9 protein-coding genes and 1 pseudogene are annotated in these 13,735 nt (G+C 68.2%); 6 read left to right on the top strand and 4 right to left on the bottom strand.

Annotated features, from left to right (window positions below; translation table 11 throughout):
• The first annotated feature begins 155 nt into the window (after positions 1–155).
• From ACZ49B_RS24345 to ACZ49B_RS24355, 3 genes are read left to right on the top strand one after another with little or no spacing between them, the layout of a single operon-like run.
• Positions 156–503, top strand: a complete 348-nt coding sequence (locus tag ACZ49B_RS24345) for a cyclophilin-like fold protein (RefSeq protein WP_468309477.1) — start codon at positions 156–158, stop codon at positions 501–503.
• 57 nt (positions 504–560) lie between these two features.
• Complete coding sequence (locus ACZ49B_RS24350; protein ID WP_468309480.1) at positions 561–1,817, top strand: MFS transporter; 1,257 nt, start codon at positions 561–563, stop codon at positions 1,815–1,817.
• 51 nt (positions 1,818–1,868) lie between these two features.
• A complete protein-coding gene (locus ACZ49B_RS24355; protein ID WP_468309483.1) occupies positions 1,869–2,636 on the top strand; it encodes an SDR family NAD(P)-dependent oxidoreductase in 768 nt (255 codons plus the stop codon).
• Positions 2,637–2,681: 45 nt separating this feature from the next.
• On the opposite strand, the gene ACZ49B_RS24360 is transcribed toward ACZ49B_RS24355, so the two are convergent.
• Positions 2,682–5,813 (bottom strand): Tn3 family transposase, encoded by a 3,132-nt coding sequence (locus ACZ49B_RS24360; protein WP_468309586.1) that lies wholly within the window; start codon positions 5,811–5,813, stop codon positions 2,682–2,684.
• A gap of 354 nt (positions 5,814–6,167) precedes the next feature.
• On the opposite strand from ACZ49B_RS24360, the pseudogene ACZ49B_RS24365 reads away from it, so the two are divergent.
• Positions 6,168–6,818, top strand: a pseudogene (locus ACZ49B_RS24365) (transcriptional regulator); the annotation flags it as partial.
• Positions 6,819–6,825: 7 nt separating this feature from the next.
• Here ACZ49B_RS24365 and ACZ49B_RS24370 read toward each other — a convergent pair.
• Positions 6,826–7,989 carry a tyrosine-type recombinase/integrase gene (locus ACZ49B_RS24370; protein WP_468309486.1) on the bottom strand — a complete coding sequence of 388 codons (1,164 nt, stop codon included), beginning with the start codon at positions 7,987–7,989 and terminating at the stop codon, positions 6,826–6,828.
• A complete protein-coding gene (locus tag ACZ49B_RS24375) occupies positions 7,986–8,375 on the bottom strand; it encodes a hypothetical protein (protein ID WP_468309489.1) in 390 nt (129 codons plus the stop codon). The genes ACZ49B_RS24370 and ACZ49B_RS24375 overlap by 4 nt, the downstream gene beginning before the upstream one ends.
• Positions 8,376–8,574: 199 nt before the next feature.
• On the opposite strand from ACZ49B_RS24375, the gene ACZ49B_RS24380 reads away from it, so the two are divergent.
• The gene (locus ACZ49B_RS24380) at positions 8,575–9,012 is read left to right on the top strand and encodes a hypothetical protein (protein ID WP_468309492.1); all 438 of its coding nucleotides are present in this window, start codon (positions 8,575–8,577) and stop codon (positions 9,010–9,012) included.
• Between the two features lie 185 nt (positions 9,013–9,197).
• On the top strand, positions 9,198–10,193 hold the full coding sequence (locus ACZ49B_RS24385) for a pentapeptide repeat-containing protein (protein WP_468309495.1): 996 nt from the start codon (positions 9,198–9,200) through the stop codon (positions 10,191–10,193).
• Between the two features lie 672 nt (positions 10,194–10,865).
• Here the strand turns inward: ACZ49B_RS24385 and ACZ49B_RS24390 are convergent.
• Positions 10,866–13,715: a tetratricopeptide repeat protein gene (locus ACZ49B_RS24390; protein WP_468309498.1), complete on the bottom strand. Its 2,850-nt coding sequence runs from the start codon at positions 13,713–13,715 to the stop codon at positions 10,866–10,868.
• Positions 13,716–13,735: the final 20 nt, after the last annotated feature.

Raw genomic sequence — 13,735 nt, forward strand, 5'->3', positions numbered from 1 at the left:
CGGCAGCCACGCTCCTGGCCGTGACCGCGTGCTCCACGCAGAACAGCACCCCGGCCTCCCCGTCCTCAGCCCGCGCGTCTTCCGCCGCCGCGTCCCCGCCACAGCAGCAGACGCCGGTCCCCACCCCCTCATCCCCCTCCCAGAGGAGCACCCCCATGGGCATCCAGGTCACCCTCGACGGCCGCCCCCTCAAGGCCTCCTTGAACAACAGCCCGGCCGCCCGTGACCTCGCCGAGCTGCTGCCGCTCACCCTGGACCTCACGGACTTCCACAACACGGAACGGGTTGCCGACCTGCCCCGCGAGCTGACCACCGACGGCGCCCCGAAACCGGCTGCGGCCAAGGTCGGCGACATCGCCTACTACGCGCCCTGGGGCAACCTCGCCCTCTTCTACCAGGACGGCCCCGCCCCCTCCGCCGATCTGCTCATCCTCGGCCACCTCGACATCGATGCCGACCAGCTCGGCCGGGCGACCCGCATCACCATCGAACCCTCCTCCTGACCCCACCCCCGCCCCGGGCGACGGCCCGGGCCCACGAAGAGAAAGCGAAGTACCTGTATGGCCTCCGCCGCCAGCACCCGGAAGGGCAAGCTGCCCCTCGTCGTGTGGGTGCTCGCCGCCGGCACGTTCCTCATGGGGACCACCGAGTTCGTCATCGCCGGACTGCTCCCACAGATCGCCGGCGACCTGGACACCAGCGTCTCCCACGCCGGCCTGCTGATCACCGCATTCGCGATCGGCATGATCGTCGGCGGGCCGACCATGGCCCTGGCCACCCTGCGCCTGCCCCGCCGCCTGACCCTCGTCGCAGCTCTGGTGGTCTTCGCCCTCGGACACGTCGCCGCCGCGCTCAGCTCCTCCTTCAACCTCGTCCTGGCCGCCCGGGTGATCACCGCGCTGGCCACCGGCGCCTTCTGGGCCGTCGGCTTCGTCATCGTCACTGCCGCCGCCGGCCCCGCCCGCGCGACCCAGGCGGTGGGCGTCATGATGGGCGGCCTGACCCTGGCCAACGTCGTCGGCGTGCCGGTCGGCTCCTTCGTCGGCCAGTACACCGGCTGGCGCGGCCCCTTCTGGGCGCTGGCCGTCCTCGCCTCGCTCGCGGCCGTGTTCGTCGGCCGCTTCATCCCCGCCACGCAGCAGCGCGCCGAGGTGTCGGTACGGGCCGAGGTCCGGGCCCTGCGTCAGGGCCCGCTGTGGCTGGCGCTGGCCGCCGCCATCCTGATCATGGGCGGCGTCCTGGCCACCTACACCTACATCACGCCGCTACTGACCGACCGGGCCGGCATTCCGGCCGGGGCCGTCCCGCTGGTGCTGATCATCTTCGGGCTCGGCGCCCTGGGCGGCACCGCCATCGGCGGCCGGTACGGCGACCGCCGCCCGATGGCCACCACGCTCACAGCCGCCGCCGTGACCGCCCTGGCCCTGCTCGCGCTGATCCCGCTGTCGAGGGGGCCGGTGACCGCCGTCGCGCTGGTGTTCCTGATGGCCCTGGCCGGGTTCACCGTCAATCCCGTCGTCACCTCCCTTGCCGTCCGCTTCGCCGGCGACGCCCCCACCCTGACCTCGGCGCTGACCACCTCGGCGTACAACACCGGCATCGCCGCCGGCTCCGCCCTCGCCGGCACCGCCCTGAACAGCTCCCTCGGACTGACCGGGCCGGTCTTCGTCGGCGGCGCCCTGGCCGCTCTCACCCTCCTGCCGCTCATCGCCCTCGCCCTCACCGGCACCCGTCGCCAAGCCCGCATCGTGGCCCAGCGCACTACCTCAGGCTCCGTACAGGGCGGCGAAAGGGCATCGGTGACCTGGAGCCACTGACGCACGTCGCCAGCTGCCCCCACACCCACCTCTCGACGGGAGAAGAACGCCATGAACCCCACCTACGACTTCACCGGCCAGGTCGCCTTCGTCACCGGAGCCTCCTCCGGCATGGGCCTGGCAGCCGCCCGCGCCTTCGCGCAGGCGGGCGCCGCCGTCGGCCTCGCCGACATCAAGGAGGACGCCGTCAACGCCGCCGTGAAGGAACTCACCGACGCCGGCCACCGGGCCCTCGCCCTGGTCTGCGACGTCACCGACGAGGACCAGGTCGCCACCGCCGTCGACCGCACCGTGGAGACCTTCGGACGGCTCGACATGGCCTACAACAACGCCGGCATCATGCCCCCGCCCACCGACGCCGCCGACGAGAGCGCCGAGCAGTTCGACCGCGTCCAGAACATCAACCTGCGCGGCATCTGGGCGAGCATGAAGCACGAACTGCGCCACATGCGCGATCAGGGCAGCGGCGCCATCGTCAACTGCTCCTCCCTCGGTGGCCTCGTCGGCAACCCCGGCCGCGCCGCCTACCACGCCACCAAGCACGGCGTGATCGGCCTGACCAAGAGCGCCGCCCTCGAATACGGCCCGCGCGGCGTCCGCGTCAACGCCGTCTGCCCCGGCACCATCGCCACCCCCATGGTCGACGCCATGGTCGAAGGCGGCGAACTCGACCGCGACCGGGCCGAAGCCGGGCAGGCCATCAACCGCCTCGGCACCGCCGAGGAGATCGCCCAGGCCGTCCTATGGCTGTGCAGCGACGGTGCCAGCTATGTCACCGGTATCGCGCTGCCCATCGACGGCGGCTACACCGCCCAATAGCCGGACACCCTCCGGCCAGTACCACGCATCTGCCGAACAGCTGGCTCACACCTCTCCCTCGTCGTCCTCGTCCAGCTCCCGCGCGTCCGGGTCCCGCAGCGGTCGCAGGGCGCCGGCGGCCGGAGTCGAGGCGGTGAAGCTGTAGCGGCCGAGCAGGTTGAGGTTCGCGTGCTTGAGAGGGGACAGGCGCGCGATGTCCTCCTCGCGGATCTCATGGCCCTCGGCCCGGAGCTGGACGACGGCGGCGTCGATGTACTTCGTTGTCCAGAGCACGATGGCGTTGAGGACCAGGCCGAGCGCGCCGAGCTGGTCCTCCATGCCGTCGCGATACGCCTGGTGGATGGTGCCGCGCTTGCCGTGGCACACGTCGCGGGCCAGCTTGTGGCGGGACTCCTGCACGGTGAGCTGCCGGTTCATCTGCCGACGGTAGGTGTCGTCCACCGGGTCGACCACGCGCAGCAGGTGCTCGGTCTTCGCGATCCGCCCGTACTCCGCGAACGCCGCGCCCAGCGGAGTCGGGCGGCCGTCACGGCCGAACATGCGCAGCAGGTCGTAGGCGCGGACCTGGTTGGTGACCAGGGAACCGGCGACCTTCAGCATGTCCGGCCAGTGCGTGACCACCTTGTTCAGGTTCACGCGGTTGCTGGCCAGGTCCTCCACCGCGCCGTACGTGCCCGTCACCACACCCGGCATCGTGGCCCGCCAGAACCGCTGGTCGTCCAGGTCACGGAACCGCGGGCTGAAGTTGTAACCGAGGATCTTGAACAGGCCGAACACCATGTCGGAGTACGAGGCATTGTCGGTCGCCACCATCTCCGGCTTCACCCCGCCGTCCAGGTTCAGCAGCGCGTCCAGGATGTGCAGGGAGTCGCGCGGGGTGCCGGGGACGACCATCTGCCCGATGCCCGCGACCTGGTCGTTGACGGCGTTGAGCCAGGTGATGCCCCGCTTGAAGCCGAAGTACTTGGGCGACGGCGCCGCGCTGATCGTGCGCACGGGAACGACGAACCGCAGCCCGTCCACCGAGGCGAGCAGGCCGTTGCCCCAGAACTTCACGATGGGCACGGCGGCCTGGGCGGCGATCAGCGCCGCGTTCGCCGCGACGATGGTGCCGGCGCGCAGGTAGTACTGGTCGACGTGCACGAGCCGGGCCCGGGTCAGCGCCTCGTAGCCGGGGTTCACCACCGGGGCCAGGCCGATGTTGCACGCCTCCGACACCAGCAGCGCGACCACCGAGGTGGGCAGGTCCTTCATCCGGGTCGTGCCGTCCCCGAGGTGCACGAAGGCGTCCAGGAAGCCGGTCCAGGCATTCACCTCGAACAGCAGGTCCGGCAGGTCGATCTTCGGGAGCATCTTCTCGACCCGCCGGCGCAGCCAGGCCAGGGACTTCGGCTCGCCGAGCGCGCCGAGCTTGTCGACGTGCAGCTTCACCCGCCCGTTGTCCTGCACCTCGACGGAGATCTTCGCCGCCGGCCCCGCCTCCTCAAGGCGCTCGGCGAGCTGCTTCCACCCGGCGTCCAGGCCCCGCACCAGCTCCGCCAGATGCTCCTCGACGGGCATGTCCAGGCTCAGGGCCGCCAGGACGTCGTCGCACACGGCGTCCCACTCGGGGCCCTCCAGCAGGCGAGCCCGCGGGTTGGACCAGCGGTGCGAGGGCGCGGCGAACACGTCGCGGTTGTTCAGCGCGCGGTGCAGCTGCTCCAGCACGCACACCACATACGCGTCCCGGTCCACCGCGCCCTGCGGCAGATCCGGGTTGGCGTAGACCGTCTTGCGCCACGCGGGCGGCACGAGCCTGTCGTCCACCTCGCGCGGCAGCAGCGGCTTGATGCCCGTCTTGCGCCGAGCCAGCGCCGGGAGGCTGCGGACCCCGGCCAGGACCCGCTTTCCGGCGCTCGCAGCGTCCAGCGCCTTCGACTCGCCCAGCAACGCGAGGAACGGACGCACCGTGGCGTACCGGGTCGCCAGCGCGGCCCGCATCGCCACGTCGGCAGAGCCCTCGTCCTCCGGCACCAGCGAGACCACCGTGGCCGCCGCTGTCATGACGGCGGCGCGCGGGGCGACCTCCTCCACCGCTGCCCACAGGGCGGCTACGTCCAGGTCCGTGCCGTGCTCCTCGACCAGCTCCAGCTCCTCGAACAGCACCTTCGCCGCCCGCGCGAGCGTGCGTGACGCCTTCTCCAGCTGCGGCAGCGTCGACAGCCGCTCCTTCTCCGTCTTGCGCTTCGCCGTGCTCAGCAGCCGGGTGGCCATGAGGACCTGGAACAGGTCCAGGGCCTCGTCAATGGCCTTCGCCTCCAGATGCCGCATCACCGCAGTAAGCATCGCCGTGCGCTTCGGCTCCGCCGCCCGCTCCAGCAACGCCGCCTTCGACCCCAGCGCGTACCGGGCCAGCACCGCCATCCGGTTCGGCGGGATCTGTGACAGCTTCAGCCGCCCGAGCTGGAAGGCGCCGATCTCGTCCACCCGCTCCAGAGCGCGGGCGAACGCCGTGCCCGTCGTCCGCGTCGGCGGCCGGCGCAGCCGCTCCAGCTCCGAGAACCGGGAGCCCTCCGGCGTCTTCAGCGTCGCCACCAGGTCCCCGGGCAGCGCCGCATCCGCGCGGCGGGCGGCACCCGCGACAGTGGCGTGCAGCCGCTGGTCCGCGACCTTCCGGACCTCCGACACCTGCCGGGCCAGCACGCTCACCCCGGGCAGCAGCATCCGGTTACGGCGCAGCCAGCCCACCGCGTGGTCGAACAAAGCCTTCGGGCCCTCGGCGTGCGTCCACGCCCGCCCGTGCAGGAAGGTGCGGAACCGCCGCGACCACTCCGGGTCCTCGTACTCGTGGTACTCGTAGGCGTCCCGGATCTCCCATGCGTGCTCGTACGCCGTCTTCGGCCGCTCGGTGTACCGCTTCACCACCGACGGGTCCTCGATGCCGAGCTGCGCGGCCAGATGCTCGACCACCGGCCACGGCGCGTCGAGCGGGTCATCCGGGAGGGACCGGCCGATGTAGCGCACCGTGCACATCTGGAGCGCGAAGCCGAGCTGGTGGTGCGTGGAGCGCCGCAGTGCGATCAGGTCGCGGTCGACATCGTCCAGGAAGAAGAACCGCTCCAGCTCAGGGCGGGTCGGCTCCTCGGTGAACTTCCCGTACGCCTCGGCCTGCTCATCAGTTAGAAATTCCACCGGCACGATCGGACCGTAGTCAGCCCCGATGCCCACTTAGCGATCTTTCCGTGAACCCCAGCGGAGTCCTCAGCCTGTGTGCTAGCCGACCATGATCGTTCTCAGCGCCAACGGCTGTACCGATGTTCCCCGAGGCCGGAAGCCGAGGAAGCTGCGGCCGACGACGGTCTGCCGCTACGGCCCAAGCCCGTACGCATCCGGCGGCCCGAGGACCCACTCACCCTTGAGGAGACCAACCTCCGCGAACGGCTCCAGACCCAGCCCCACCCGAACGCCGAGCTGCGGTAGTCCCGCCCACGACCTGCCCCGATCCCATGATCACCGGCTTAGCGTTAACCGCTGTACCACTGTGCCCCAAGGCCGGCAGACCGGGCCACCCTGTACGCCGAGGTGTCCGGCTCCCCGCTTGCCGCGGCTGCCGCCACCCGCGAACTCGCCGCCGTACTACGCCATCAGGGCCAGGAAGCCGCGGCCCAGGCGCACATCGAAGCCGCTGTCGCCCGCGTGGAGGCCACCGGCCTCGCCACGGAAGCCCAGGCCGCCGCCTTCGCGCAGATGCTGTGCAGCACTGCCTACACGGCCGCCATCGCAGGGGACCGCGACCAGGCGCTCGCCATGATCCGGGAAGCCGCCCGCGCGGCACGCGACCTGCCCGACGCTGCGCCGGCCGGACGTCTCTTCCCGATCACCCCGGCAGCTGTCGATCTCTACGCGGTCGGTGTCCATTGGGCACTCGGCGACGCCGGCACCGCCCTTGAGGCTGGCCGGAACCTGCACGCCGATCAGTTTCCCACCATCGAGCGCAAGGGCCGTATGCACACCGACCTCGCACGCGCCTGGTGGCAGCGCGCCAAGCCGGATCAGACGGTCGGCGCACTACTCTCCGCGGCCCGGCTCGCCCCCGGAGAGGTCCGTGACCGGCCCGCCATTCGACAGATCGTTGACGACCTCTACGCCAAGCACCCCCACATCAGTGGCGTTCGCGAGCTCGTCGCGGTGACTGCCGCATAACCCTGGCCTATCCAGCGTGCTCACCACCGTCCCGCGCGAATGAGTGGATGGGGACCTTGTTGAACGGGTCCTTGCGTTCGGTTTGGGCAGGGCGGACGTACACCGTGCGGGGGATGCGGGAGCCCGGCCGCCAGCGGCCGGCGCGCTCGAGCTCGTCGTCGGTGGCACCGGCTTGGGCGAGGTCGGTGGCGGCGCCGGCGCGTACGCCCTGGGAGGAGACGTGCCGGCCGTCGGTGGTCAGCCTGGCCGCGCCGAACCAGTGCTTCACCCTGTCGTTGACGGTCTGGCCCCGGAGGTGCAGGCCCCGGACCGTGGCGGTCTTGGCCCGGGTCTCGGCGGTGGCCACCTTGCCGTTCTTGAGGACCTGCCGGAAGACGGGGCCGGATGTGATGCCCTGTTCGGCCATGTAGTCGAGCCACCGGGTGAGGCGAGGGACGAGCTGGATGTCAGGCCGGTCCATCAGGACGAGGTTCTGCTCCTCGTCGTGCGTTTTGTCCTCGGGGAGCCAGACGAGGATGCCACCCTCGGTGAAGGTCAGGTCCTCGATCTCCAGGTTGGCGTCTTCGACGCTGCGGCCCAGGAAGCGGTAGCCGAAGGCGAACAGGGCCGCGTCGCGCCAGCCGACGGGCCGGCCGTCTTGCTCCGCCTTCTCCATCATCGGGATGAGGTACGGCAGGGTGATCGGGAAGGCCCGGCGTACGCGCAGGGCGCGCTTGTTGCCCTTCCGGTAGTCCTCCAGAAGCCGCAGGTAGAGGCTGTTGTCCGGCTTCTTCCCGGGCGGCATGGCTGTCCTGATTCGCGACATGTAGTTCGTGATCGTCGAGACCTTGAGGCCGCGGCTCATCAGGTGCCGGCCGTACTCGGTGTACGTGGCCGTGGTGCACGGCACCGGCACCCGGCCCTGCTGCGCGCACCAGTTCTTGAAGGCGCGCATAGGGCCCGTGTCAGTGGGGTCGGTGTCCTGCAGGATCGCGGCGGTCTCGTCGCTGACGTACAGGTCCCGCTCGCTGTAGACCGGGCCGTCCGCCACCGTGGGCAGTGCCTGGCCCGGGTACAGCACGGTGTCGTGGTCGACGAGCAGCCGGGGCGCCGGCGCCTCGACGAGCGCGAGTTCGCGGTCATCGACTAGTTCGGCGTCGACGATCTCGTCGTCGCGCTCGCGGAGGCTCATCGGTCCCGGGCCCCGCGGTCCTTCAGCACGGACGATGTGACGTGCTTGAGAAGCGTGTCCAGGCGGTGGACCGTCGCGTTCTGCTCGTCCGCCGGGTCCGCGAGGGCGAGTTCGTGCACGAGGCTCAGGACAGAGCCAATCCCGTTGTGTTCCTTGCTGTAGAGCAGGACGCGGCGCGTGCTGTCGGTGGGGAGCTTGATCGGCAGGTGGCCGATGTTGTGCTCGGCCAGCTTCTGCTCGATGCGCTCGATGACGCGGGCGCCGGCCTTCTGCGCTCCCACGAGGTGCACCAGGTTCTCAATATCGCGCGCCTCATGCCCGGCCCACCGCAGCCTGTGCGCCAGGCTCTCCCACTCGTTCATGTCTTCCCACCGCTTCACGGTCACGACCTTCCTCCAGCTCGGATCTGTGTGGGCATCAGATTACCGACAACAATTGAAGTTATTGTCGGTTACCGCAGGTAACACTTCACTCGTTTGAGTAGACGTGGATAGAGGTCTGGTAAACGAGCCATCGGGGCCCGCTAGCGTGTGACCACTCGTCAAGCAGATGTCTATCCGCGTCTCATATAACGAAGGGTCCCTTGTGGAAATCGTCCTCACGATCAAGAATCCGACGGCAGCCGCCTACGCCGACCTCAAGAGCTTCTTGGCCAAGCACGCTGCCACCGTCCGGCTCGACAACGACTGGACCCTCGAACGCGCCGAGCGCTACTACACCGCGCTGCCCGCCCGGGGGAAGAGGATCGTCCGCGAGGCGGCCATCCGCAGCGGGTATGTCTCCGCAGACGACCTCCGCGACACCGAGACGAGCAGCCTGCGCGGCCACGCCGCCAGCCTCAAGCAGGTCCTCGAGCGCGGGGAGCGCAAGGGCTGGTGGCCGGCGGACATGCCAGCGCCCGTCACCCCGCAGGGACCCGGCTTCGGGAAGGTACTCGGGTACCGGATCCCGGACGCACTCGTGGAGGTCTTCTTCACGGCCATCAAGAACGTCGGCGAGGGGCCGGACACGCAAGGCGAGTAGACCGTTCCGTTCTGAACGCCTCGCAGAACAGGACGCAAGAGAGCAGCGCAGGCCAGCATCTCAGCGCCAACGGCTGTACCGATGTCCCAAGCGCCGCCGATGCGCGGCCTCCGTCCAGGTGGTCTGTTCGCACGGGTCGACGAGCCGCGAGGCCCGAACAGTGGGAAGTGGGCTGTGCTGAGGGCATGGACACCAGGCAAAGGCGGCGGAAGCCCTGGATGTGGGTGTGGGGATTCCTGGCGGTACTCGGCGGAATCGGCGCGATAGGGGTAGCGCTGTGGCGGGTCCCCTGGTGGCTCGATGAGCATTATCTGCCCACCATCACCCTGCCTCAGGCCACCGCCGTCACCGGCATGCGCACAGCTCTGCTGGCCATGGGTGCAGGCAGCCTTGCCGCGGTCGGCATTATCTATACCCATCGCACCCTGCACCAAAACCGAGAAGGACAGGTTACCGACCGATATACCAAAGCCATCGGCCAGATTGCCAGCGATAAGTCAGTCGAGCAGCTCGGTGGGATCTACGCTCTGGAGCGCATCATGCGGGACTCGCCGAAAGACCACACCACCATCGTCGAAGTCCTCGCTGCATTCGTCCGCGAACAGGCCCCTATCCCGTCCAGCGAGACGGACACGGTCATGGAGACCCGACCGAACGAACCGGTCCAGGCAGCACTGACCGTACTTGCCCGACGGCCCCGCGACCGTGACGAACCCTTCCGCCTCAATCTGGCTAATGCTGACCTGCGAGGCGCGAATTTAGAAAAAGGGCACCTGGAGGGAGCCGATTTGTCCGGGGCCCACCTGGGCTGGGCAAAGATGAGCGGAACGCACCTGAATGGAGCAAACCTCTCCGGGACCCGCCTGTGGTGGGCAAGGCTGATCAGTGCTGATTTGCAAAAGGCGCACTTTTCAGAGGCTGCGCTGACGAACGCGCGCTTGGACCAGGCCCTTCTACAGAAGGCAACTCTGTCTTGGGCCAGCCTGCAGGGGGCTAGCTTAAACCTTGCCAACTTGAGTGGAGCCGACATGGAGCGCGTCAAGGATCTGACAGTTGAGCAACTGGTATCTGCCCGTCCCACACAGAGCACGCAGCTTCCAGAACATCTCGCCACGAATCCCAAGGTCAAGAAGCGGATCGCCTCAGTGGAAGCGGAAGGCGGACCCCGCAGCTATCTATAGAGGATCAGCCGCACGGCCATACTGCTGGCATTGGGGCAGTCCTGCATCTGCGGTTCCTGAACATCTCCGGCTCGGGGCACCAGGCTGGGGTTACAGGCCCACTTTCGAGCAATCGGCGAGTTCGGCATGCGCCGCAAAGAGGGCGGCCTCTCGGCGCGCCGTCCTGCTCGCGCAACTCGGCCTGACGGTCGTGAAGGTCCGCCAAGGCGGGCGTGATGCGGGCCCACTTGGCTACGGCGATCAGGATGCGCGGCGGCGAATGCATCCTCAGATCACCTCCAGTCACCATCGGGCTGATCATCGCGGAGAATTGACGACAGTTGAATACGCGAGCCCACCAGTAATCGGCCCCGTCACCTGCGGCGCCCCAAAGTCGGCAAGCCGCCGGAAACCGTACGCAGACTGACCGAGGGGGTCCGTTCGTCCTGCCGTCTGTGCGCCGCCTGCAACTGCTCCTCCTCGCGACGCTTCGCGACCTCTTCAGCCTCTCGGCCAGCCTTCGTCTCGTGGTGCATCTCCACCGCGGACGTCACCAGCTCGATCAGCGCCTGCCTGCCCTTATCCCTCTGCGTCCCGGCCACAAGGCGCCCCGGTTGGCGCTCCGCGTGATCACGAACTGACGGGTTGGTGCGGGCGGATCAGGAACCGCCACGCGTATGCCTTCTCCGGCCTTCAGACGGTCGATTGATGAACGGCTGGCCCATCGTCAGTGGCATCGGTCTCTAGCACAGATAGATAGGCAACTGCGGAGTCGAGCTCAGCGGCGCTGAGGCGCCGATAGATGTCTACGGCGGTGCGGAGACCCGTGATCGCCTCGGGAACATCCCCCGCGCCTGCCCTGTAATGCGCGGCGCCTTCAAGGGCACGCGCCTCTTCCAGCGGGATGTGGGTTTGGCGGGCGAGGCTCAGTGCCTGTTGGTACTGAGCGAGCGCCCCCTCCGCGTCGCCGGAATCGGCTAGTAGGGCTCCCATTTTATTGGAGATCTCCGCCTGGCTCTCCTGGTCGCCTAACTCGCGGTAAAGCGACCGTGATTTTTCCAGCATGTCGGTGGCACCTCTATAGTCCCTGTTTCGACGCCGCAAGACGCCCAGCGCGCTCAGGGCCCATGCCTCGCCGTGCTGGTCCTTGAGGTTGCGATACCGGGTCAGCGCCTCCGCAAGTAGCTCGGCAGCGCTTTCATAGTTCCCCATGCTGCAGTGCACAGAGCCCAGCATGGTGAGGACATTGGTCTCACTTGATGGATCGCCTAGGTTGCGGAACAGAGCCAGCGCTTGTTCCAGAATATCGGCAGCGGTCTCATAATTCCCGGTCCTGTGGTGCAGGGTCCCCAGCCCGTTGAGCGCGGCTGCCTGGCCCGCCAAATTCTCCATTCTGCGGAAGAGTTGCAGAGCCTCTGTCAGTGATTCCCTCACTGACTCAAAACTGTCATCCACAAGCCCCATCGAGCCCAACTCGATGAGAGCGTTGGCTTGATGCAATGAAGCACCGCAGCCCCGGGACAGGGTCAGCGCCTGATCCAGTAGGCGTGCGGAAATTTCACGCTGGCCTTGTCGTGGACGAATGGCGGCAAGCACAGTGAGGGCGCTGACTTGACCAGGGCGGTGCTTGAGCGTGCGGTAGAGGTCCAGCGCCTCCTCCAGCAGGGCAGCAGCATCCTCATACTCATTAGCGAGATAGTGAAGGTAGCCCAGTTCGACTAGGCTATCCGCCACGCCCGATTTGAGACCGAGGGTGCGATAGATCGCCAGGGCCTGGGCCTGATTCGCATTAGCTGTTGCGTACTCTCCGGTCATGCGCCGTAGCGAGCCCAACGTATTTAGAGCCGCTGCTTCACCTCGCCATAGTCCGATCTGGCGATACAAGGTCCGTGATTGTTCCAGCAGATCGGCCGCGTCCGTATATTCTTCTGCTCCGCCCTTCAAGAATTGCAGAGAACCCAACCCTGTGAGAGCGTCCGCTTTGCCGTGCTTGTAGTCTTGACACAGTGCTAACGCCTTCCTATGTGCAGTTTGTGCCGCCGCATGATCTCCCTTCAAGCGCTGTACATGACCCAGCCGGTTGAGTTCGTCTGCCTCACGCCGGCGAACGCCGAGGCTGCGTGCTGCTGACGCAGCCATCCGATGGATGGTAATTGCATCATCCCACGGGCCTTCCTGGTGCAGGAAAGCAGCCATCGCCGCAGCGAGTCGGATAACCCGTGAATGTCTTCTCTGAGTGTTGGCATAGCGGGCACAGGCGAATAGGTTGGCTCGTTCGGTCAGCATCCATGCCAGCGCCTCGGCCCTTGAAAAGAGCCCCGGCGCGGTGGGGAGGGCGCCCGGCGGCGGAGTGGCGGTCCCGATGCGGTGCGCGAGGTAGTGATCCGCAGCTTCAGCACTGTTCAGGTAGTAGTCCAGGAGCCTGTCCGTGGCCTGCTGGCTGTCCTTGGACGGGTCGTTGTGGGTGGTGAGGGCGTGGGCATAGGTGCGCAGGAGGTCGTGGAGGCGGTAGCGGTCATGGGCAGGTTCGTCGAGGAGGCGGTCGGTGTAGAGCGCTTCCAGGTGGCGGCGAGTTGCGGTGAGGGGAGTGCCGTCAAGGGCGGCCGCAGCATAGGCGTCGATGTCCACGCCGGGGTGCAGACCGATACGGCGGAACAGCCGCCGCTGGTCGGAGGACAGCTCCTGGTAGGAGAGGGCGAAGGCCGTATAGATGGCACCGTTACCGGCGTCGAGTTCACCGAGGTGGTCCCGGGCGGCGGCGAAGTCGGCCGCGAACTGGGCAATGGTCCACTTGTCCTTGTGGCGGAGGCGGCCGGCAAGGAGGCCGATTGCCATCGGCAGATAGCCGCACAGCCGCACAGTCTCGGCAACCGCGTCCGCCTCGCTGCCGGTGGGGTGGCGATGGGCGAGGCGCGTGAAGAGGTCGGCGGCCTCACGGGGTTCCAGCGGGTCCAGCGGCAGGGGGTGGGCGCCGTCCAGGGCGATCAGGCGTCGACGGCTGGTGACCAGCGTCAGACAGTCGACACTGCCCGGCAGGAGCGGCTTGATCTGGGCGGGGTTTGCGGCGTCATCAAGAACCAGCAGGACCCGTTTGCCAGCGAGCCGGTCCCGCCACAGACCCGAGCGTCCCTCCAGGGTCGGGGGGAGGTTGCGGGGATCGATCCCCAGGTTGGTAAGCAGCACGGCTAGGACGTCGGCCGGTTTGGCAGGGGTTTGGCCGAGGGTGTGGGCGTGTAGGTCATGGAAGAATTGCCCGTCCGGGAACCGGTCGGCCAGCAGGTGCGCGGCGTGGGTGACCAGGGCGGTCTTGCCGACCCCGGGCATCCCATTAATCGTGTACACCGCCACCGCCTGGCCGGGGGCCGCGGCCTCCAGGAGGGACTGGAGTTCTGCGCTGCGGCCGGTGAAGTCCGCGATGTCCTGGGGCAGTCCGTGGATGACCGTCGGCCGGGCCGGTGCTGGCGCCTCCATGATGGTGGGCTGGTTGATGTCGCCTGCCGCCTGCAGCGACGTCCCGCTGTACACCGTCGCCTGCTGTTCCACCCGCTTGGCTGACGGCTCGT

The organism is Streptomyces sp. NPDC031132 (genome assembly GCF_055570595.1).

Excerpts from the sequence above, each read along its gene's own strand:
- ACZ49B_RS24345 (WP_468309477.1), top strand. The coding sequence starts at position 156 with ATGGGCATCCAGGTCACCCTCGACGGCCGCCCCCTCAAGGCCTCCTTG.
- ACZ49B_RS24350 (WP_468309480.1), top strand. The coding sequence starts at position 561 with ATGGCCTCCGCCGCCAGCACCCGGAAGGGCAAGCTGCCCCTCGTCGTG.
- ACZ49B_RS24355 (WP_468309483.1), top strand. The coding sequence starts at position 1,869 with ATGAACCCCACCTACGACTTCACCGGCCAGGTCGCCTTCGTCACCGGA.
- ACZ49B_RS24370 (WP_468309486.1), bottom strand. The coding sequence starts at position 7,989 with ATGAGCCTCCGCGAGCGCGACGACGAGATCGTCGACGCCGAACTAGTC.
- ACZ49B_RS24385 (WP_468309495.1), top strand. The coding sequence starts at position 9,198 with ATGGACACCAGGCAAAGGCGGCGGAAGCCCTGGATGTGGGTGTGGGGA.